General features: G+C 47.5%; 22 protein-coding genes. 2 read left to right on the top strand and 20 right to left on the bottom strand.

Annotation, left to right across the window (positions count from 1 at the left end; genetic code table 11):
• Window positions 1-31 precede the first annotated feature (31 nt).
• From V6669_RS11185 to V6669_RS11090, 20 genes are all read right to left on the bottom strand, one after another.
• Complete coding sequence (locus tag V6669_RS11185; RefSeq protein WP_289391993.1) at window positions 32-406, bottom strand: VOC family protein; 375 nt, start codon at window positions 404-406, stop codon at window positions 32-34.
• A 187-nt stretch (window positions 407-593) separates the two neighbouring features.
• Complete coding sequence (gene trmD / locus V6669_RS11180; protein WP_289391992.1) at window positions 594-1,361, bottom strand: tRNA (guanosine(37)-N1)-methyltransferase TrmD; 768 nt, start codon at window positions 1,359-1,361, stop codon at window positions 594-596.
• Window position 1,362: 1 nt separating this feature from the next.
• Entirely contained in the window at window positions 1,363-1,875 is a 513-nt protein-coding gene (gene rimM, locus V6669_RS11175; RefSeq protein WP_091031941.1) for a ribosome maturation factor RimM, read from the bottom strand.
• Window positions 1,876-2,167: 292 nt separating this feature from the next.
• Window positions 2,168-2,398, bottom strand: a complete 231-nt coding sequence (locus tag V6669_RS11170; RefSeq protein WP_024630185.1) for a KH domain-containing protein — start codon at window positions 2,396-2,398, stop codon at window positions 2,168-2,170.
• Between the two features lie 23 nt (window positions 2,399-2,421).
• Window positions 2,422-2,694, bottom strand: a complete 273-nt coding sequence (rpsP, locus tag V6669_RS11165) for a 30S ribosomal protein S16 (protein WP_017689219.1) — start codon at window positions 2,692-2,694, stop codon at window positions 2,422-2,424.
• Between the two features lie 53 nt (window positions 2,695-2,747).
• Entirely contained in the window at window positions 2,748-4,124 is a 1,377-nt protein-coding gene (ffh, locus tag V6669_RS11160; protein WP_062833767.1) for a signal recognition particle protein, read from the bottom strand.
• Window positions 4,125-4,187: 63 nt separating this feature from the next.
• The gene (gene ylxM / locus V6669_RS11155; protein WP_017689221.1) at window positions 4,188-4,538 is read right to left on the bottom strand and encodes a YlxM family DNA-binding protein; all 351 of its coding nucleotides are present in this window, start codon (window positions 4,536-4,538) and stop codon (window positions 4,188-4,190) included.
• Between the two features lie 261 nt (window positions 4,539-4,799).
• Entirely contained in the window at window positions 4,800-5,447 is a 648-nt protein-coding gene (locus tag V6669_RS11150) for a hemolysin III family protein (protein ID WP_338593793.1), read from the bottom strand.
• Window positions 5,448-5,594: 147 nt separating this feature from the next.
• Complete coding sequence (gene ftsY / locus V6669_RS11145; protein ID WP_091031943.1) at window positions 5,595-6,608, bottom strand: signal recognition particle-docking protein FtsY; 1,014 nt, start codon at window positions 6,606-6,608, stop codon at window positions 5,595-5,597.
• Window positions 6,609-6,715: 107 nt separating this feature from the next.
• The gene (gene smc / locus V6669_RS11140) at window positions 6,716-10,285 is read right to left on the bottom strand and encodes a chromosome segregation protein SMC (RefSeq protein ID WP_338593792.1); all 3,570 of its coding nucleotides are present in this window, start codon (window positions 10,283-10,285) and stop codon (window positions 6,716-6,718) included.
• Window positions 10,286-10,503: 218 nt separating this feature from the next.
• The gene (gene rnc / locus V6669_RS11135; protein ID WP_338593791.1) at window positions 10,504-11,208 is read right to left on the bottom strand and encodes a ribonuclease III; all 705 of its coding nucleotides are present in this window, start codon (window positions 11,206-11,208) and stop codon (window positions 10,504-10,506) included.
• Between the two features lie 13 nt (window positions 11,209-11,221).
• Window positions 11,222-12,460: a beta-ketoacyl-ACP synthase II gene (gene fabF, locus V6669_RS11130; protein WP_062833763.1), complete on the bottom strand. Its 1,239-nt coding sequence runs from the start codon at window positions 12,458-12,460 to the stop codon at window positions 11,222-11,224.
• Between the two features lie 177 nt (window positions 12,461-12,637).
• Window positions 12,638-12,871, bottom strand: coding sequence for an acyl carrier protein (acpP, locus tag V6669_RS11125; RefSeq protein WP_024630176.1), 234 nt, complete (start codon window positions 12,869-12,871; stop codon window positions 12,638-12,640).
• A 152-nt stretch (window positions 12,872-13,023) separates the two neighbouring features.
• Window positions 13,024-13,773 (bottom strand): 3-oxoacyl-[acyl-carrier-protein] reductase, encoded by a 750-nt coding sequence (fabG, locus tag V6669_RS11120; RefSeq protein ID WP_017689228.1) that lies wholly within the window; start codon window positions 13,771-13,773, stop codon window positions 13,024-13,026.
• A gap of 249 nt (window positions 13,774-14,022) precedes the next feature.
• Window positions 14,023-14,964: an ACP S-malonyltransferase gene (fabD, locus tag V6669_RS11115; RefSeq protein ID WP_315936350.1), complete on the bottom strand. Its 942-nt coding sequence runs from the start codon at window positions 14,962-14,964 to the stop codon at window positions 14,023-14,025.
• A 25-nt stretch (window positions 14,965-14,989) separates the two neighbouring features.
• Entirely contained in the window at window positions 14,990-15,979 is a 990-nt protein-coding gene (locus V6669_RS11110) for a beta-ketoacyl-ACP synthase III (protein ID WP_338593790.1), read from the bottom strand.
• 8 nt (window positions 15,980-15,987) lie between these two features.
• Window positions 15,988-16,983 (bottom strand): phosphate acyltransferase PlsX, encoded by a 996-nt coding sequence (gene plsX, locus V6669_RS11105; protein ID WP_017689231.1) that lies wholly within the window; start codon window positions 16,981-16,983, stop codon window positions 15,988-15,990.
• Window positions 16,980-17,528, bottom strand: a complete 549-nt coding sequence (fapR, locus tag V6669_RS11100; protein ID WP_047842457.1) for a transcription factor FapR — start codon at window positions 17,526-17,528, stop codon at window positions 16,980-16,982. Before fapR ends, plsX begins: the two co-directional genes overlap by 4 nt.
• Before the next feature lie 372 nt (window positions 17,529-17,900).
• Entirely contained in the window at window positions 17,901-18,074 is a 174-nt protein-coding gene (gene rpmF / locus V6669_RS11095) for a 50S ribosomal protein L32 (RefSeq protein ID WP_017689233.1), read from the bottom strand.
• 67 nt (window positions 18,075-18,141) lie between these two features.
• The gene (locus V6669_RS11090) at window positions 18,142-18,648 is read right to left on the bottom strand and encodes a DUF177 domain-containing protein (RefSeq protein ID WP_338593788.1); all 507 of its coding nucleotides are present in this window, start codon (window positions 18,646-18,648) and stop codon (window positions 18,142-18,144) included.
• Window positions 18,649-19,109: 461 nt separating this feature from the next.
• Here V6669_RS11090 and hmpA point away from each other — a divergent pair, with 461 nt between their 5' ends.
• Together hmpA and V6669_RS11080 are read left to right on the top strand one after the other, a co-directional pair.
• Window positions 19,110-20,345, top strand: coding sequence for an NO-inducible flavohemoprotein (gene hmpA, locus V6669_RS11085; protein ID WP_338593787.1), 1,236 nt, complete (start codon window positions 19,110-19,112; stop codon window positions 20,343-20,345).
• Window positions 20,346-20,651: 306 nt separating this feature from the next.
• Window positions 20,652-21,884: a nucleotidyltransferase gene (locus tag V6669_RS11080; protein ID WP_091031958.1), complete on the top strand. Its 1,233-nt coding sequence runs from the start codon at window positions 20,652-20,654 to the stop codon at window positions 21,882-21,884.
• Window positions 21,885-21,913: the final 29 nt, after the last annotated feature.

The following is a 21,913-nucleotide window of genomic DNA, read 5'->3' as shown; positions in this document are numbered from 1 at the left end:
CGGTCAACAATAACCAATTTAAAGGAATGATTTAAACCCACTCTAAAAACTCAAGACGATTGCCAAAAGGATCATTTATATAGAATCGTCGCACACCTTCATCTGCTCTTGCTTCGTCATCGACAATATGAATTTGGTTATGAATGAGATGATCACGTAACTGATCCAAATGTTGTACATGAAATGCCGGATGAGCTTTTGTAGCGGGAATAAAATCTTTTTGTACCCCAATATGCACTTGGTGTCTGCCACACTCGAACCATACACCACCCCGTTTTCTCAGAATTTCAGGTTTGGGAATCTCCGTCCAGCCTAACACGTTATTGAAAAAATGACGTGCCTCCGCTTCACAACCTTCTGGTGCTGCGAGCTGAATATGATCAAGACCAATAATGTTGTAAGTCATTCTCACACCGCCTTTCGTTTCACTTAATGAAACTTAGTTTCATTAATTATACTTGTATTTTATAGAATAGACTAATTAAAATCCAGTTCTCTTTTCAATGTACACAAAAAAAGCCAACCTTTAGTATCAAGGTTGGCCCTTTCGAACTCTGGAAAATAATATTTACGTGTTTATACGATACAAATACTTACTCTGTGCTATTTTCACGGTTTGAGCGCATCTTTTTCAGCCAAACTCGCTCTTTATCCGTCAAATCGGCCGTTTCCAACATCTCCGGTCTGCGCTCCAGCGTACGAAGCAACGACTGTTCTCTGCGCCATGCCTCAATGTTAAGGTGATGTCCCGACAACAGCATATCCGGTACTTTCATGCCCCTAAACTCGGGTGGACGTGTGTAGTGTGGATATTCGAGGAGTCCAGTACTGAATGAATCCGTCACCGCACTTGTCTCATTGCCAAGCACTCCGGGTATAAGACGTACGATGCTGTCGATCGCAACCATAGCAGGTAACTCCCCACCCGTGAGTACGTAATCACCAATGGATAGTTCATCCGTCACGAGAAATTCGCGAATACGCTCATCGTAACCTTCATAATGTCCACATATAAAAATCAGATGATCTTCCTGCACAAGTTCTTCTGCTTTTTTCTGTGTAAACGTCTCACCTTGCGGACACATTAGAATGATACGTGGAGCTTTCATCGTTGCCGAGGCTTCTCCGCGTTGCTCCAGAACATCTTCTACAGCAGCAAAGATTGGATCTGGTTTCAGCACCATGCCCCCACCTCCGCCGTAAGGGGCATCATCTACTGTATTATGTTTATTGGTCGCATAATTACGGAAGTTGGTTGCACCGAGGGACACCAGCCCCTTTGTTTGGGCTTTACCCAAAATGCTTGCTCCGAATACACCGTCAAACATCTCCGGGAATAGTGTTAATACATCCACTTTCATGTTATAGCAGCCCTTCCATCAGGTGAATCTTCACTTGCTTCTGTTCGATGTCCACATCAAGTACTACATCATCAATAACGGGAATCAGCACTTCTTTACCAGCTGGCGTTTTGACAACCCACACATCATTGGCACCCGGCGTCAAAATTTCAGAGATGGTTCCAAGCGTTTCACCCTCTTCGGTGATGACCGAACACCCAACGATTTGATGGAAGTAGTATTCACCTTCGTCCAGCTCAGCCAGGTTCTCTTTTAACACTTTGGCCATGCCGCCTTTAAACTTCTCTACTTCATTAATATTGCCGTACTCTTTCAGACGAAGAATATACATATTTTTATGCAAACGTGAAGATTCCACGTTAACCATGACTGGATGATTATCTGGTGTAAAGAAAAACAACTCTGCATTTTTCGCGAAACGCACTTCTGGGAAATCGGTTAAAGGCATGATTCTCACCTCACCGCGAATTCCATGCGTATTAACGATTTTACCTACATTCATAAACTCTGCCATATTTCCTCCTAAAATCCATTCATATGGTACTCATATTTGATGATCTCCATGCGACCGTTCCGGTTACGGATCGTTCTTCGGATCGCTGTTATCCCCTAATTTTTTTAATTATTTTTAAAGGTGAAAATCCGGTGATAAAGGCGAGCGCTGACGCTTCTTCAGAATCGATTCCGTACCCTTCACTACTTCCGCAAATAATCATACTTGACGAGCTATTTCAATCATATTATTTAAGTTTCAGCATGCACGAAAAGGGGCTAGGACATGCATCCTAACCCCCTTTCGTATATCTTTAAGATATGATATCAACGGTAACCCGTTTATCCATCTTAACTGCTGCTGATGTGACGACCGTACGAAGTGATTTCGCGATTCGTCCCTGTTTACCAATTACCTTCCCGACATCGTCAGGATGAACGGTTAACTCATAAACGACAAGCCGGTCTTTCTCAACCGTCCGAACCGCCACATCTTCCGGATGATCGACTAAAGCCTTAGCAATTATGCTTACTAATTCTTCCATAGATGACCCTCCGAATCAGCACTTTATTTAGATAATTTAGACTCGTGGAACTTCTTCATCACGCCCGCTTTGCTAAGCAAGTTGCGGACAGTGTCAGATGCTTGTGCACCGTTTTGAAGCCATGCCAATGCTTTATCTTCATCGATCTTAACAACAGCCGGTTGTTCAACCGGGTTGTAGTAACCGATCTCCTCGATAAAACGACCGTCACGTGGGGAACGGGAATCCGATACCACTACGCGGTAGAAAGGAGCTTTGTGAGCACCCATACGTTTCAGACGAATACGAACTGCCATTTGAAAATTCACCTCCTTCAATGAAATCTGTATATGATCCAGCTTCGCTTAAATCAACGGAAAGGAAACTTCATTCCTTTGCCCATACCTTTAAGCTGCTTCATCGCTTTGTTTTTACCGCCTTTAGGTCCCATCATATCCGAGAACTGTTTCATCATGCGGCGCATCTCATCAAATTGCTTGATCAGACGATTTACTTCAGCCAGAGATGTTCCGCTTCCGGTAGCAATACGCTTCCGACGGCTATGGTTGATCATGTCCGGGTTGCGTTTCTCTTCGGTCGTCATTGAGTAAACGATCGCTTCGATCCGGCCCATCTGTTTATCATCAACCTTCAGGTCCTTGGCTTGTTTCATCTTGCCCATGCCGGGGATCATATCCATGATCTGATCGATTGGTCCCAGCTTTTTCACCTGATCCATCTGCTCCAGGAAATCTTCAAACGTGAATTCTGCATTACGCATCTTCCGTTCCATTTCCTTGGCTTTATCGGTATCAATGTTTAATTGTGCTTTCTCAATCAGAGATAACATATCACCCATACCGAGGATCCGTGAAGCCATACGTTCCGGGTGGAACGGCTCCAAAGCGTCAAGTTTCTCTCCAAGGGAAGCAAACTTGATTGGACAACCCGTAACTGCTTTGACGGAAAGCGCAGCACCACCACGAGTATCGCCATCCAGCTTTGTCAGGACAACACCGGTCAGATTAAGCTGCTGGTTAAAGTGTTCTGCTACGTTAACCGCATCCTGACCTGTCATACTGTCTACGACAAGCAGTACTTCATCCGGATTCACTACGCTGTGAATCTGGCGAAGTTCTTCCATCAGCTCTTCATCAACATGCAGACGTCCAGCTGTATCGATAATAACATAGTCATTACCGTTATCTTTGGCGTGTTGAAGACCTTGACGTGCGATCTCAACAGGGCTTGTCTGATCTCCCAGTGTGAATACCGGCGCTTTGATCTGCTCGCCAAGTACTTGCAACTGTTTGATCGCTGCCGGACGATAAATATCTCCTGCAACAAGCAATGGTCTGCTGTTTTGCTTTTGCAGCATTTTAGCCAGTTTACCCGATGTGGTTGTTTTACCAGCACCCTGCAAACCAACCATCATCAGCACCGTAGGCGGTTTGTTTGCTTTAGCCAGTTTGGCCTGGCTTCCACCCATCAAATCCGTTAGTTCCTTGTTAACGATGTCGATGATGACCATTCCTGGCGTGAAGCTCTCCATCACTTCTTTGCCAACAGCCTTCTCTTTCACCTTGGCGATGAATTCCTTGACCACTTTGAAGTTTACATCCGCTTCGAGCAATGCCAGACGTACCTCGCGCATAGCCTCGGCTACATCTTCATCAGACACCTTGCCTTTGCCGCGCAGCTTGCTGAACACATTCTGTAATCGGGTCGTTAATCCTTCAAATGCCATGATCCCACCTCCTTAAGCTTTAATACTGTTTTCAAGACCGACACGTTCCGCTCAGCCAATTTTTCATTCACTAAGCTGAGCAACGATATCGTGTATTTGTTTGTTGTTATCAATGGAGACGCCTGCGCGTTCCAATGCATTTTGCAAATCTTCAAGATTGCGATTACGCCGTTCATGCTTTTCCAGCAAGCCCAGCTTGCTTTCGTAATTTTCCAGCACTTGTTCGGCACGCTTGATATGCTCGTATACCGCCTGGCGGCTGATCTCAAACTCGGCTGCAATTTCACCAAGTGAGAAATCGTCATGAAAGTAATACTTTAGAAAAGTCTGCTGTTTCTCGGTAAGTAACAATTCATAAAAAGCAAACAGCAAGTTAATCCGGTTTGTCTTCTCAAGCCGATTTTCTTGACTCACATCGGGGCACTCCCTTCGTCAAGGAAAAACACTTTACACTCTTGCAACGTTCCTAATAATACCTAAAACAAATCAGGTTGTCAAGCAAAAATACTTGTCACAATAAAAACAGCTCTGATGATATGTTATTTCGATGTTTAACGGGTGGTTTATACTCTTTTTCATTACAAGCGAATCCTGTCTGTATCTCTACGATCCACCTCTATGTAGAAGAAAAACGAATGCTTCTCAGTTCGTGGAGATGCATTCGTTTACGGTGTTCTAGCGAAGTGGTGTCAGGTACAGCAGTACCATAAAGAAATGAAGAATACTGCCTGCTAGCACAAAGAGATGCCAAATCGCATGGTGGTAAGGAAATCCACGCCACATATAAAAAAGCGTACCCAGTGTATACATCAGGCCTCCAGCAACCAGCAACACAATTCCACCTGTAGGAATGGCATCCATAAGCGGTTGCCAGGCAATAACGATGAGCCAGCCCATCGCAATATAGAAAATCGTCGACATGAATAAAAACTTTTTCGTGAAAAACGCCTTAAAGATCACGCCGAATAATGCGACTGCCCAGATTATACCGAACAGGGTCCATCCAAGTGTACCCCGAACAGCAATAAACAAAAGCGGAGTGTACGATCCCGCAATAAACAAATAAATGGAAGAATGGTCGAAAATCTCAAATAAATCTTTCACTTTTCCATCTTTCCATGCATGCACGAGTGTAGAACTCGTATAGAGCAGCAGCATGGTGATCCCGTAGATCGTGAAACTGACCACATGCCAAGCTGTGCCTTTCATACTTGAAAATACAATCAATATCACCAGTGCAGCTACACTGAGTGCAGCGCCGATTCCATGTGTCACCGCATTGGCGACTTCTTCACGGCGAGAATAGGTATGAGTATTGGCCATTTTCAACCGTCCTTTCTAACCCTTTAGCATTGCCTGCTTTATTCTCATTATACACGTATTGCCAGTGACATTACACGTGACACTTATCACGTATATCACTGGCAATTACGGTTAACGCTATTAAATTCAACCTATTAATTAATGCTTCTAGGAATTAGCTTCCTCTTCTTCAGCACTCTCAGCTGGCTGTTCCTGGATCAATCCGGCGAACAAAGCATGCACAAATTGCTCCGAATCAAACGGCTGTAGATCATCAATTTTCTCACCCAGTCCCACGAGTTTCACTGGCAAGTCCAGCTCCTGACGGATCGCAACAACGATCCCCCCTTTGGCTGTTCCATCCAGTTTTGTCAGTACGAGTCCAGTTACGCCGCTTTTCTCACCAAAAAGTTTGGCTTGGTTCAAAGCATTTTGACCAGTTGTTGCATCCAGTACCATCAGTACTTCATGCGGAGCATCCGGAATTTCACGCTGAATGACACGATATATCTTGTTAAGCTCGTCCATCAGGTTCGATTTGTTTTGCAGACGACCTGCTGTATCACAGAGGAGAACATCCGCCCCCCGTTGTTTCGCTGCCTGTACCGCATCATACATAACCGCTGCTGGATCAGAACCGGATTGCTGTTTGATAACATCGACACCGGCACGTTGTCCCCATACTTCCAGCTGTTCGATGGCTCCGGCACGGAACGTATCTCCAGCTGCCATGATGACTTTTTTACCTTGCTGTTTAAATCGATGCGCCAGCTTGCCAATCGTTGTTGTTTTACCAACACCGTTAACACCAACGAACAAAATAACGGTAATGCCATCCGGATTCATTTTCAGTTCGTTATTCTGTTCACCACGAAGAAGATCCGTCAGTTTCTCGGACAATACAGGCTGCAACTCAGCCGCGTCCTCAATTTTGCGTTTTTTCACCTCAACGCGCAGGTCTTCGATCAGATTCATGACTGTATTCACGCCAACGTCTGCTCCGATCAAAATCTCTTCCAGTTCTTCATAGAACTCTTCATCGATTTTTTTGCGGCGGATTACGAGATCCGACACTTTTTCCACTAACCCTTTACGTGTCTTTTCCAATCCATCCTTGAACTGTTTGGTGACCGACTCCGTTTTGCTTGCAATGCTGTCTCTAAGCTTTTTAAAAAAACTCATAAAGCCCCTCCATCGTGTACATAATCTAAGCGCTTTGCAAAAATGCTCAATCTGAATGATTTTCAATAATTACAATGAGTTCATTTATCTCGCAGGTCTGGATCAGATCAGGCAATTACTGCTTCCTCATCTTCCAGTTTAACCGAAACGAGCTTGGATACTCCGCCCTCTTCCATCGTAACACCATACAGCACATCAGCCTCTTCCATCGTACCTTTACGATGGGTAACAACGATGAACTGTGTCTGTTCGGAGAATTCACGCAAGTACTGGGCAAAACGTACCACGTTAGCTTCGTCCAGTGCTGCCTCAACTTCATCCAGCACGCAGAATGGTACAGGTTTGACATGCAGAATGGCAAATAACAAAGCCATTGCCGTCAAAGCCCGCTCCCCACCAGATAACAGTTGCAGGTTTTGCAGTTTCTTGCCTGGTGGCTGAGCCACAATATCTATTCCCGTTTCTAGCAAACGCTCCGGGTCCATCAGAACAAGATCAGCTCGTCCCCCGCCAAACAGCTTGGTAAACACGGTACCGAACTCACGGCGGATGGCATCAAACGTGATCTTGAATCGCTTCGCCATCTCGTCTTCCATTTCCCGAATAACCTGATACAACGTTGTTTTGGCTTCCACCAGGTCATTCTTCTGTTCACTCAGGAACTCGTATCGCTCATTGACCCGCTGAAACTCCTCAATCGCTCCCAGGTTAACATCACCCAGGGCGGATATGCTGCGCTTCAGCTTCTGTACCTCTGCCTGTGTATGCTCCACATCTTCCGGCACAGGATAACGCTCTTTGGCCAGTTCATAGCCCAGTTCGTATTCATCCGTCAGCTTCCGCAGTATATTTTCCAGCTCAACATCCAACCGGTTCACGGAAATTTCCGTCTGTCGCATTTGCTCTTCCACTGCTTTCAACTGCGTACGCTGTTCCTTCGTTTCGCTCTCGGCAAGCTCAAGCTTTTTCGACAACTCACTTCGGGCAGCACGTTTGAAGTCCAGCTCCTGGGAAGCTTCCGCTTTTTTCAGCTTGTACTGGTTCAGATCTTCAATCTGCTTGACACTCTCGGTCTGGGTTTTCTTGAGATCTGCTTCCATCGAAGCTAACAACGTGCGATTCTGACGCAGATCTTTGACCAGCGACTCTACTTCCCGCTCCAAACGCCGCAATTGTTCCCCATTGGAGAATCGCTCCTGATCAAGCTTACCTTCGCGTACTTTCAATTCGGTCAGTTGGCTCTGCAATTCTTCCTTCGCGGATTCATTGGCTTTCCGGGCAAACTCAGCTGCATGAATGGCACGATGAGTCGCTTTTTCTTCCTCTTCAAGCTGCTCCAGCTTCTTCACAGCAACGATGCGAGCCGTATCCAGCTCTTTGATCTCTTCGGTGAACCCGCTCTTCTCCTGACCGGCAACAGCAACCTGTTCAAGCACGTGGCGAAGCTCATGCTCTACCTGCTTCATTTCCATCGAAGCCTGCTGTTCTGCATTTCGGGTGTCGTCACCGGACTGACGAAGTTCATCCAGTTTGTCCTGACACTGCTCCAGTTGAACTTTTACATCATCCACACTGCGATGCAGTTTCACGATCTGATTTTCGGTATCCAAAATATCCTGGTCGAGCTGGTCCAGCTGCCGTTTCCGGCTAAGCAGACTCACATTTTTCTTGTGCTGGCTACCACCTGTCATGGACCCCCCCGCATTAACCACGTCACCTTCAAGCGTCACTACCCGGAAACGATACTGGCAGCGAGCCGCAATTTTATTGGCGACCTCCAACGTTTCGGCAATAATAACATTACCTAACAGACTGCCAATGATTGAAGCGTACTTGGATTCGAATTGTACAAGATCAGCACCGATCCCCACAAAGCCTTCCATACCTTCGATCATGGAACGTTCAGCCGCTCCAATGGCACGAGGACGAATGACATCCAGAGGAAGGAACGTTGCACGCCCCAACTGGCGTTGCTTCAGGAAAGCAATTGCCTGTCTGGAAACTGATTCATTTTCCATGACCACATGTTGCAAGGATGCTCCCATCGCTGTCTCTACCGCAAGTTCAATCTTCTCGGGAACTTTGACGAGTTCAGCCACAGCTCCATGAACACCGCTCAGCGTACCTTTACGCGAAGCCTTGAGGACTTCCTTGACACCCAGCATGAATCCGTCAAAATCATCCTGCATCTCTTTCATCGTATCGCGGCGGGAGACCTGAGCTTCACGCTTCTGTTCCCATTTACGAACTGTGCCCCGACTTTCTTCGAGCAGCTTCTGCAGCGACTGGAGTCGTTCACTTTCCGTAATGTAACCACCACGTAGATCACTGATTTCTTTGCCCAAGCGAACAACTTTTTTCTCAATGTCCGCTTTACGACTTTCCAGTGTCTCTTTCTGCTCTTCCCATTTGCCTGATTCCTCAGCGGCGCGATTCATTCTGCGCTCCAGCGTTTCTTTCTGCTGGTCCACGTAACGAATTTCATTTCTTGTCTGGGCCATCTGATTCATCAGTTCCAGCAAGTTGCCTTTGAGGCTTTCCTCTTGCTGCTGACTAATGCCACCTGTAACACCGATGAGTTTGGCTTCTTCCTGGGACAACTGATTTCTCACATCATTCAGTTCATGCTCAAGCTTGCCAAACTTCTCACGTAGTGCAAGCAGCTCGGTTTCCCGTTCGGAATGTCTCTCTTCACTGGCAGCAAGTGTTACTTTGAGCTGCTCCTGATTTGTTTGCAGATGGTGGGAGCGCTCCTTGAGCAATTCTCCAAGCCCTTCACTTTTCTCTGTCGCTTCACTGAATTGTAATAAAGCGGCTTGCAGTTGCTCTGTCTCTGTTTCCAGGATACGCAGCGCATTCCGATCATTTTCCAGCTTGGCATCATGGGTAGAGACAATCGCTGCGAGTCCAACCTCTTCCTGTTTTAGCGATTGCAGGCGCTCATTCGCCTTACTCCAGGACGCATGAATCTGTTCGATCTGGTACACATACATGGAAATTTCCTGTGATTTGAGCTGAGAACGAAGTTCCTTATAGTGGATCGCTTTTTCTGATTGTTCTTTTAGCGGTCCAATCTGATCTTCCAGTTCAGTCACCAGATCATGAATACGCAGCAAATTCTGCTCTGTCTCATCCAGTTTGCGCGTCGCATCCCGCTTGCGGGATTTATATTTAACGATACCTGAAGCTTCTTCAAAGATACCTCTGCGATCCTCTGAACGGGTACTCAGAATCTCTTCGATTCGCCCCTGTCCAATAATCGAGTAGGCTTCCTTACCAATGCCGGTATCCATAAACAACTCCGTGATATCCTTCAAACGACAAGATTGCTTGTTGATAAAATATTCACTATCTCCGCTGCGATGTACACGACGAGTCACCGTCACCTCACCGAAATCCAATGCAAGTGCGTGATCCTCGTTATCAAGCGTTAGCGACACCTCACCGAAATTAACAGCTTTCCGTGCGTCACTGCCTGCAAAGATGATATCTTCCATCTTGCCACCACGCAACGACTTGGCACTTTGTTCCCCCAGAACCCAGCGAATTCCGTCCGATATATTACTCTTGCCACTTCCGTTCGGACCTACAACAGCCGTAATGCCACGAACGAACTCCATCTCCGTTTTGTCGGCGAATGACTTGAATCCACCCAATTCGATCCGTTTTAAAAACATAGGGTTTCTCGTCACCTCCTCTTGCAAATTTCAAGTATTGCATTCAAGCGCCTAAATAAATTGAACTAAAATAAAGTTCACTTATTTAGTTAACGATCAGGTAACCTTCTCCTGAACCTCTTTACAAAAAAAAGAGCAAAAAGCAGTCCGGCCGATTACTTCCGCCGGGGCGGACCCGCGGGCTGCTCTTTGCTCTTCGTTTGTCTATGCGCTATCGGTTAAGCTCCGGCTTCCGGAAGCTTCAGTCGATCAAGTGCTGCAGATGCAGCCTGTTGTTCCGCTTCCTTTTTGGAACGTCCTGTACCTCTGCCGAGCCTTTCTTGACCCATATGGACCTCCGAGACAAACTCACGTTCATGGGCAGGTCCCCGTTCCTCAACGATACGGTATTCCAAAGCTCCCATATTGTGATGCTGAGTAAGTTCCTGCAGTTCCGTTTTGTAATCACTCATTTGCAGCTTGCTGCCCAATACAATTAATGGGAAGACATGCTGGTCGAGAAATGCCCGGACAGGCGCAAGCCCCTGATCCAGATACAATGCACCAATGAAAGATTCAAACACATCCGCCAACAGAGCCGGCCGTGTCCGTCCTCCAGTTAGTTCCTCACCTTTACCAAGAAGTACATACTGCCCAAAACCCAACGCTTCAGCAAATTTGACGAGGGAAGGCTCACAGACAATGGATGCCCGCAGCTTAGTTAATTCGCCTTCCGGACGGTTAGGAAACAAATGATACAAGTATTCCGATACAGTCAGTTCCAGTACCGCATCGCCCAGAAACTCCAGACGCTCGTTGTCCTGATGCTGACTGAACCGGTGTTCGTTTACATAAGAAGCATGGGTAAACGCTTGTTTTAAAAGCTGCCTGTTGTCAAATTTGATTTGAAGTTTATGTTGTAACTGCTTCAGATCTTCACTCAAACGAACTAGCCCCTTATGCTTCAAATTTTTTGAGAATAATGGTGGCATTGTGACCGCCGAATCCAAATGAATTGGACATGGCAATATTAACTTTGGTTTGACGTGGAACATTTGGTACATAATCCAGATCACATTCCGGGTCCTGATTTTCCAGGTTGATCGTTGGAGCCAGTGTCTGATGTGTCAGTGACAATCCGCAGATGACCGCTTCTACACCACCAGCAGCGCCAAGCATGTGGCCCGTCATGGATTTAGTGGAACTCACGGCGAGCTTGTACGCATGATCACCAAACGCCTTTTTGATCGCAAGCGTTTCGGATCTGTCTCCTACAGGCGTCGAAGTTCCGTGTGCATTAATGTAGTCCACTTCTTCAGGCTCAATACCCGCATTACGAAGTGCCATCTTCATGCAACGTGCTGCTCCATCCGGATCTGGTTCTGTCATGTGATGTGCATCACCTGTCAGACCGTAACCAATCACTTCACCATAAATGCGTGCACCACGTTTTTGAGCATGCTCCAGGGATTCCAGAATCAGAACACCAGCGCCTTCGCCCATAACAAAACCATCACGTTCTGTATCAAAAGGACGGCTTGACTTCGCAGGATCATCATTACGTGTAGACATTGCGCGCATCGCACAGAACCCTGCAAGACCCGTTGGTCTGATTGTTGCTTCCGCACCACCACAGATCATGGCATCTGCATCACCATTGGCAATCAGCTTGAAGGAATCTCCAATAGAGTGTGTACCTGTTGCACAAGCGGTAACAACGTTAATGTTAGGCCCTTTGGCGCCAAGTGAAATGGACATTTGGCCTGAAGCCATGTTGGAGATCATCATGGGAATAAAGAATGGGCTTACCCGTTTTGGACCTTTTTGCAACAATGCATTATGTTGGTCCTCCCACGTACCCAATCCACCAATACCTGATCCGATGGATACACCGAAACGCTCTGCATCAATATTCTCGTTAATTTTCAGACCACTGTCTTCAACGGCTTTGAAACCGGCTGCCACAGCGAACTGTACAAAACGGTCCATTTTGCGAGCATCCTTGCGATCCATATATTCTTCCGGGTTGAAATCCTTGATCTCGGCTGCTATCTGTGTCGTGTACTCACTAACATCAAACGCCTCAATCTGAGAAATTCCGGACTTTCCTGCCATTAAACTGCCCCAGAACGTTTCCAAATCTTTTCCGAGCGATGTCATTACGCCCATTCCGGTAATTACTACTCTTTGTTTCAAACCGAGTCACCTCTATATCGACTGCATTACGCAAGTATTTTGTGGGAATATCCGCAAACAGACATCTATTCAACCAAGATAGGCCTGCTTGAGTAGAGCTGCTTGCGGAATGAGAAAAACCAATGAATGATGAGAAGTCCCGCCTGTTCGAAAACATGTGCGGGACTAAAAATGACTTTAGGTATGAGATTGTATGTAGTTTACAACTTCACCTACGGTCGTGATTTTTTCTGCATCTTCATCAGAGATTTCCAAATCAAATTCATCTTCCAATTCCATGACCAATTCCACTACATCCAAAGAATCAGCACCCAAATCTTCTTTGAAAGATGCTTCAAGTGTAACTTCAGCTTCGTCTGCGCCCAAGCGGTCGACGACGATGCGTTTTACACGCTCCAATACATCGGACATCCGGTTCACCTCCTTCTTTGGTATTATACGAGAATCGCAGGCAAAATGCCATAGAAGACATATGCGGCTCCCGGCCGGGGAACCCGGCCTTTTTCCGGCATTTCGGATCGTCCAGCGCCTGTTCCCCGACTATTGTTCAAGTCCGGGAAGAATTACATGTACATGCCACCATCAACATGCAGCGTCTGCCCTGTCATATAAGATGAAGCCTGTGAAGCCAGGAACGTGACTACACCGGCGATTTCATCCGGCTGACCCAAACGGGACAACGGAATACCACTTAGCATACCGTCCACCAGCTCCTGGGACAACTCTTTTGTCATATCTGTCTCAATGAAACCTGGTGCAACACAGTTAACTGTGATTCCACGAGAAGCCAGTTCACGAGCAGATGCCTTTGTCAGGCCAATGACTCCTGCTTTGGCAGCAACATAGTTCGCTTGTCCAGCATTACCGAGCACACCTACAACCGAGGAGATATTGATAATTCTTCCCGACCGTTGTTTCATCATTGGACGTGTAACCGCCTTAAGGCAGTTAAACACACCTTTGAGATTGGTTTCAATAACCTGATCGAATTCTTCCTCTTTCATACGCATGATCAGATTATCACGGGTAATACCGGCATTGTTCACCAGAATATCAACGTTGCCCCATGCTTCGAGAGTAGCTTTGACCATTTGTTCAGCTTCATCCATCAGACCAACATTGGCTTGAAGTGTAATCGCCTTGACTCCTTTGGCACGAATCGCTTCCGCAACTTCCTCAGCTGCCGCTTGGCTACCCGCATAATTCACGGCTACGTTCGCTCCAGCTTCTGCAAGTGCCAGTGCAATACTGCGCCCAATGCCCCGGGATGCCCCGGTAACGAGTGCATTTTTACCTTCTAATGGTTTAGACATAATCATTCCTCCTTTCCCCAAATCTATATCAGTTCAACCAAAGAATGTTTACACTTGCCACTCCGATGACAGAATAACCTTCCGATCGCTGTTATCCCCAGTTTTTTTTGATTCCCTTTTCTAAAGGGAAAATCCGGTGATAGCGTATGCTTCCGATGTAGCTTTCTTTCAGAAAGCTTTTAGGCGAACACTCCGCTTCTTCAGGTTTTTTCTGTCCTCTCCGTTCTCGTGTAAAAAGTTTAGTTTAACTCATATAATTCCTTCTAATTCACTTGCCGTTGCTTCGAGCGTTTCAAGACTGTTCACATTGTACAGTTTTACGGTTTTATCTGTTTTTTTAATCAAACCGGTCAATACACTGCCAGATCCAATCTCGATGAACGTATCCACGCCTTGCTCAATAAGCCATGTCACACTGTCTTCCCATAATACAGGAGAATAGACCTGAGCTGTCAACAAATCCTGAACCTGTCCATCCTCTGCAGGTCTTGCAGTCACATTAGCGACTACAGGGACCGCTGCCGGTGAGAACGTAACGGTTTTCAGTTTCTCTGCCAGCTTCTCAGCTGCACCCTTCATCAATGAAGAGTGGAACGGACCGCTTACTTCAAGTGTAATAGCGCGTTTACCGCCTGCTTCTTTCACTCGCTCCGCAACTGCAGCTACGCCTTCCTTTACACCAGAAATGACGATTTGTCCCGGACAATTCATGTTGGCAAGTTCAACCGCATGACCACTTTCAGATACGTCACGGCAAAGCACCCCCAGCGCTTCCCGATCCGCACCGAGCACAGCAGCCATCGCTCCTTGTCCACCCGGTACTGCCTGCTCCATATACTGGCCACGCGCCCGCACAGTGCTCACTGCGTCAGCAAACGAAAGAACGCCCGCTGCCACCAGTGCACTGTATTCTCCCAGACTGTGTCCAGCCGTATAGTCAGGCTGAATTCCTTTTTCTTTGAAAGCTTCAAGCAAGGCAATACTTGCTGTCAACAGAGCCGGTTGTGTATTTGATGTCTGTTTCAACTCGGTCTCCGGTCCTTCAAATACAAGGTTGCTCAGCGAGAAACCCAATGTTTCATCTGCTGTGCGAAAAATCTCGGTTGCCGCAGGCACGGACTCATACGCGTCCTTGGCCATGCCTACAGCCTGTGATCCCTGTCCGGGAAATACAAATGCTATTTTACCCATCTCATTCATCTCCCAGATGTCTATTTTACCAAACGAGTACCGATGCACCCCATGTCAAACCGCCACCGAATCCAACCATCAGAACGGTATCTCCAGCTTTCATGCGACCTTCCTCTGCTGCTTCTACCAGAGCAAGCGGGATGGAAGCAGCAGATGTGTTTGCATACTTATCCACGTTGACTACAACCTTTTCTTCAGGAAGTTCAAGTCGTTGCATCGCAGATTGGATAATCCGAATATTCGCTTGGTGAGGAACAAACAGATCCACATCCGTACGCTCCATACCAGCCTTGCGTAATACCTCAATGGTAGCCGTCCCCATGACACGTACCGCAAACTTAAACACTTCACGACCGTTCATGTTGATGTAATGTTTTTTATTTTCAACGGTCTCTGCAGTAGCAGGCAGACGGGAACCGCCGCCTTCCATCTGAAGAAGACTACCGCCAGCACCTTCGGCACCGAGATCGAACGCTTTGAATCCGCGACCTTCCGGAACTTCACCAACGACTACCGCCCCTGCTCCATCACCAAAGAGGACACAAGTGTTACGGTCTGTATAATCCGTAATACGAGACAAGCAGTCCGCACCAATCACAAGAGCATTGTTGTACATACCACTTTGGATGAAGCTCGTAGCACTAGCCAAACCGTATACAAATCCGGAACAAGCAGCTGACAGATCAAATGCCGCGGCACCTTTTGCACCCAATTTGTCCTGCAAGATGCAGGCTGTCGATGGGAACGAAGAATCCGGAGTAATGGTTGCAACAATGATCAGATCAAGATCACTGCCTGTCATGCCTGCAGATTCAAGGGCTTTGATAGCCGCTTCATATGCCAGGTCAGAAGTTGCCTGATCGGGTGCAGCGATGTGACGCTCTTTGATTCCTGTACGACTGACGATCCACTCGTCATTGGTATCGACCATTTTCTCCAGATCGCTATTTGTCAAAATTTTCTCAGGCACATATTTCCCTGTACCAATAACCCCTACTGGGCGCAAATTATTCATATCGTCACTCACTTCCCGCTAATTTCCTTAGATATGCTCTCTACCAGCTGATTCTGCACTGCAATCCGAGCTTGGCGCACAGCATTTTTGATGGCATTGCCATCAGCAGATCCATGACTTTTCACAACCAGTCTGCTCAAACCGAGGAGCGGCGCTCCGCCATGCTCCGTATAATCCAGCTTTCGTTTCAACCCACGCAGCTCAGGCATCAGTACAGCTGCAGCCAGTTTACTTTTGAGAGAAGATGAAAATTGTTCCTTAAGCAAGGCGAAAATGGCACCTGCTGTGCCTTCCAGCGACTTCAGCAGGATATTTCCTGCAAAACCGTCACATACAAGCACATCACAAGCACCAGTCAGCACATCACGTGCCTCAACATTACCGACAAACCGAATTGGGAGTTGTTCCAATAAAGGGTATGCATGTTTGGTTAACTCATTTCCCTTGCCTGGCTCTGTTCCTACATTGAGCAAGCCCACTCGCGGGGACTCAATGCCCTGTACTTTTTGCCGATACAAACTGCCCATCAGGCCATACTGTGCAAGGTGCTCCGGTTTGGCATCCATATTCGCTCCAAGATCCAGCGCAAGCACACCTACATCATCAATCGTTGGAATCATAGGCGCTAGCGCCGGACGTTCGATGCCTTCCATGCGACCTACAACAAGCAAACCCGCTGTCATCAACGCTCCAGTATTTCCCGCCGAGATCATCGCGTCCGCTTCGCCCTCTTTCAGCATGCGGCCAGCGACCACCATGGAGGCATCCTTCTTGCGACGCACTGCTTTGACGGGTTCATCATCCGAACCAATAACTTCGGAAGCATGCCGGACCGTAAGATTGGCAGGTCTCACACCTGACTGACTCAAAAGAGGCTCCAGCTTGGCTTCATCGCCGATCAGGACGATCTGTGTATCCGCCCATTCCGTGGCTGCGGCAATCGCACCTTCTACCGTTGATGCAGGTGCATTGTCGCCTCCCATGGCATCAATGACGATTTTCATTCCAAATGACCTCCTTCTCCGCTGTCTTCTCCACCTGAATGGTAGATTACAAAGTTGCCTTGAAACACCATTTCTTCACCTACATAAGTGAATACTTCCACTTTGGCTTTGCCCTTTTGACCCGGAATCGATCTCACATAAGCCTTTGCAATACATTTCTCTCCCAAATGAACCGAACGGACAAAGCGAATGTCTGCTGATGCAGTCAACGCGATCTCGTCATTAATAATCGCTACAGCCAAGGAGTTAGCCTGCGCAAAGACATAGTGTCCACGTGCAATGCCTGTTCTGGAAAACACGTGTTCTTCCTTAATCTCAAACAGGGAAATCCCGCTTTTATCCAGTTGCAGATCCACAATATCACCGATTATCTCATGCAAGGGCAACGAGCGCACCTGATCATACGAGAGCTCTGCCATCAGTTTCATCCGCTCCCGAAGTTCGGGTATTCCAAGTTCCAGCCTGTCAAGACGAATCGTCTGAATACTCACCTTCAATTGGCGTGTAAGTTCCTGATCCGTCACAAACGGGTTCTCTTCTATCATTTTGGTTAACTGCTGTTGCCTCTGTCTCTTCGGTACACGTTCGATGCCTGACACCCCCCGCTGTATCGTTTACGGAACCGTCCCGTCCGGCCAGTTCAACCATTCTTTCGTGTTGCTTCTATAGTTGCATCCCTGGTCACCAGGGTCGTTCTCAAACGGATTATGGTTCATCTATATGTAACGTCAAATCTTAGAACCTGGTACTAAACTATAGTATATCTCATCCCGTGTCAAAAAGAAAGACTAGCCTAACAAAAACAATTCACCCTTGTGGAGCAAGGATTTCATGCTAGTTAGCTCACTCTACCTACACTCTCTAATCCAAAAAAAGTAGCACCTCATCGAAATGAAGTGCTACTTAATGTCCAACTATTATTGAGAGATGATCTCTCTTGCTTTGTACGTTCCGCACACTTTGCACACGTGGTGACTAAGTTTAAGTTCGCCACATTGTTCACATTTCACCATGCCCGGTACAGCCAATTTAAAGTGAGTGCGACGTTTGTCGCGACGCGTCTTGGACGTTCTCCGTTGAGGTACTGCCATTATTCCCACCTCCTTATCAAAATCAACCTTTGCAGGTAGTCTTAAAATGTTCGATTTTCAATCATGCTCATTTAAAAAAATCCTTGAGCCCTGCAAGCCGCGGATCGATAACCTGGTTATCACAACCGCAGTCACCTTCGTTCAGCTCATGGCCACACTTGGGGCATAACCCTTTGCATGTATCGCTACATAGCGGTATAAACGGAAGATCCAGCAGAAAAGCTTCCTCGGCATAACCTTTCAGATCAACGCTATCCCCATCCACATAGAGCGTATCGTCGTCTTCGTGTAATTCCTCTGGCTGTTTTCCCTGCTTGAATTGCTCATGAAAATCAATATGAAAATGTTCATTGATCGGCTTAAGACAACGGGAGCACAACATGTCCATTCCTACTGTCAGCTTGCCATGAACATCCACAACGTCACCTTCTCTGAATTCTGCAGATAAGTCCGCAGTCAGCGGGGTAACGGCTGTGATATCTTGTCGGTTAGAAACCAGTTCCTTGATATCCCACTGTTCGTTAAACTTCAGGGGACCATCACTGGTAGCCACTTTGCGAAATGGCATTAACATTTCCATCACTCCAAACGAAACCAATTTCATAATTAATGTCAAACGTATCACGACAGTTATACAGGTCAAGCCTGCTTTTGTAAAGCAATATATCCTGACTGTATGTATTCTGACGATTCACCGTTAAAAGTATTATGAAATTGACTTAACAAACAAAAATCATTATACCGATTTTTCAAGACGTTTGTCAACACTTTTAACTTTACACCCTTTTTAAAACCAATGGCTCAGAACCGTTTACTCCATCTGGTCTATTATAGACTCACTTCAAGATAAATCACAAGTCGTCATTTTAGTTGCAGTTCCTTGCAAACTGCGGTCACATTTCGTTAACGTTTAGTGTGATCTATATCACACAGACCCTTTTGCCCCCTACCTATACTTGCTATAAACCAAAGCACGATCTGCTCCATAACCGTTTATTATCCAACTATTTCATATCATATCGGGAGGGAAAATGTATGTTAAGTGAGAACACCATTAGAGTCATTAAGTCTACAGTCCCCGTACTTGAAGTCCACGGCGAAGCGATCACACGCCATTTCTATGAAACGATGTTCGCAGCTCATCCGGAACTGCTAAATATTTTTAATCACGCAAATCAGAAACAGGGACGACAGCAAGCTGCCCTCGCCAATATGGTATACACCGCTGCCCTGCATATCGATAATTTGTCCTCCATCTTGCCTGCCGTCCGGCAAGTTGCACATAAACATCGCAGCCTGGGTATCGTTCCCGAGCAATATGCGATTCTCGGCACCTATCTGCTTCGAGCCATCAAAGATGTACTCGGAGACGCGGCAACGGATGAGATTATCACGGCATGGGGCGAAGCCTACAATGTCATTGCAGGCGCCTTTATCGGGATCGAACAGGACATGTATGGGGAAGCGGAAAACCAGAGGGGTGGCTGGGAAGGATTTCGTACCTTCAAGGTTGCCAAGAAAGTGCAGGAAAGTGAAGTCATCACGTCCTTTTACCTCGTTCCAGACGATGGTCAGCCTATCGCCACCTATGAACCGGGACAATACATCAGTATCAAAATCCAGCCAGAGGCACAGTCATTTACCCAGATTCGTCAGTATAGCCTTTCAGATACCCCAGGTAAACCTTACTATCGCATTTCCGTTAAGCGTGAGCGAGGTGTATTAGAGCGCCCTGACGGAGTTATATCCACGTATCTCCACGATCACATTGAAGAAGGCAGCCTGGTGGAGCTATCCGCTCCTGCTGGCGACTTCACACTGAATGCAGACGATAAACGACCTGTTGTTCTCCTGAGTGGCGGTGTCGGTCTGACGCCCATGATCAGCATGTTAAATACGCTGGTTAACTTGAATGAGAATCGTACCATTACATTTTTGCATGCAACTCCCAATGGTCAATCGCACGCGTTCCGTGATCATGTGAACAGTCTGGCCAAACGTAATCAGGGCGTTAAAGCTTATTATTGTTATACTCAACCTGAGCATTCTGATCGTGAAAATGAGTATTTTCATAAGGAGGGTTATATGGATGCGGTCTGGCTTCGCCAAGTGATTGATGAACTGGATGCCACCTATTATCTGTGCGGACCCGTTTCGTTCATGCGGGTAGTGTATACAGAGCTTTTGGCGCTTGGTGTGGCAGCGGACAACATTCATTATGAATTTTTTGGGCCGAAAGCAAGTCTATCTCCCGCGCCGGAAAGTGTCTAGGTGTTCTGAGATTGCGAAATGTGATTAGCCTAACTTCTTCCTAATGTATATAAGTGTATGGAGAAGCGTCCTATTATGATGATTTATTAAGATGACTTATTAAAGATGAAGAAGTTGTTCTCCAATTATCGAAAATGTTGTAATATACAATAGATTTGCAGGCACAGTCTGACATCCGTTGATGTTGGATTTGTGCCTTTTTCTTGTCTGAATTGGTGCATGATTTGATCTAATACATGACATCCCCTATGATGGAATGGATGTTATACATACTCGGTTATCCAATTGAAAGGAGTACGTCTAATCATGAAAGCCGTAGGCGTCATTGTTGAATATAACCCCTTGCACAATGGGCATGTTTATCATTTGCAAGAAGCTCGGCGGCTAAGCGGCGCAGACGCCGTTGTTGCAGTCATGAGCGGCCCTTTTCTCCAGCGTGGCGAACCCGCCATCGTGGGTAAAAGGGCACGCACCGAGATGGCGCTGCACGCAGGCGCCGATCTCGTGCTTGAACTGCCGGTTGCGTACGCGGTACAACCGGCGGAATGGTTTGCCTTCGGTGCGGTATCGCTGCTGCACCGCACCGGCATTGTGGACTCGCTGTGCTTTGGCAGCGAGTCCGGCGACCTGGACAGCCTGCAGCGCATTGCGCGCGTGCTGGCTGTAGAGCCCGCAGGGATGCGCGAGGACATCGCGCGCCGCCTGCGGGAAGGCGCCAGCTACCCCGCCGCGTACGCAGGCGCGGCGGCAGCGCTGGCGCCCGGCGGCGTCGATGCTCACGACGCCGCTGCACTGCTGGAGCAGCCCAACAATTCGCTTGGGCTGCACTACCTGATCGCGCTGCAACGACTTGGCAGCGCGATCCAGCCCTTTACGGCGGCGCGTACCGGTGCCGCGTATCATGAGGCGACGCCCGGGCCGGGGGCGATCGCCAGTGCCACAGCCGTCCGCCGCCTCCTGATGGCGGACGGGCCCAACGCCGCCGCGCCATACGTGCCGGCGGCGACCCTTGCCATTCTGCATCGCGAATGGCAAGAAGGGCGCGCTCCCATACACTGGGAGCGCTTTGCGCAGCCGCTGTTGCACCTTGCGGCCACCCGCCGTGCCTCCGAGCTGGAACGCATCGCCGAAGTCACGGAAGGCCTGGAACACCGGCTGAGCCGCGCACTCGCTCAGCTCCCGGAGCCTTCAGTCGAAGCACTCCTGAATGCACTGAAGACCAAACGATACACACGCACCAAACTCCAGCGTATGCTCGCCCACCTGCTCCTGAATCACACCAAAGCCGAGTGTTCACCAGAGCAATTGGCTGCCGGACCCGGATATCTCCGAGTCCTCGGATTTAATGCTCAAGGGCAGAGCCTGCTTAAACAAATGAAGAAAACCGCGTCACTGCCTGTTGTGCTGAAACCGTCGACGTTCACACACAACCAGCTGGAATTGGATATACAAGCTCAGGTTGCGTATGGGCTCGCTTGCGAGCATAGGGACACACGCAAGATGTTCAGTGATTATTATGAGTCTCCGGTGAGACTGTAATCCGCTTTTGACCATAAGGCTTCATCTCT

This window comes from Paenibacillus sp. Y5S-9, assembly GCF_036894235.1.
Lineage (GTDB): Bacteria > Bacillota > Bacilli > Paenibacillales > Paenibacillaceae > Paenibacillus.
This window is presented reverse-complemented; position numbering and strand designations above follow the sequence as displayed.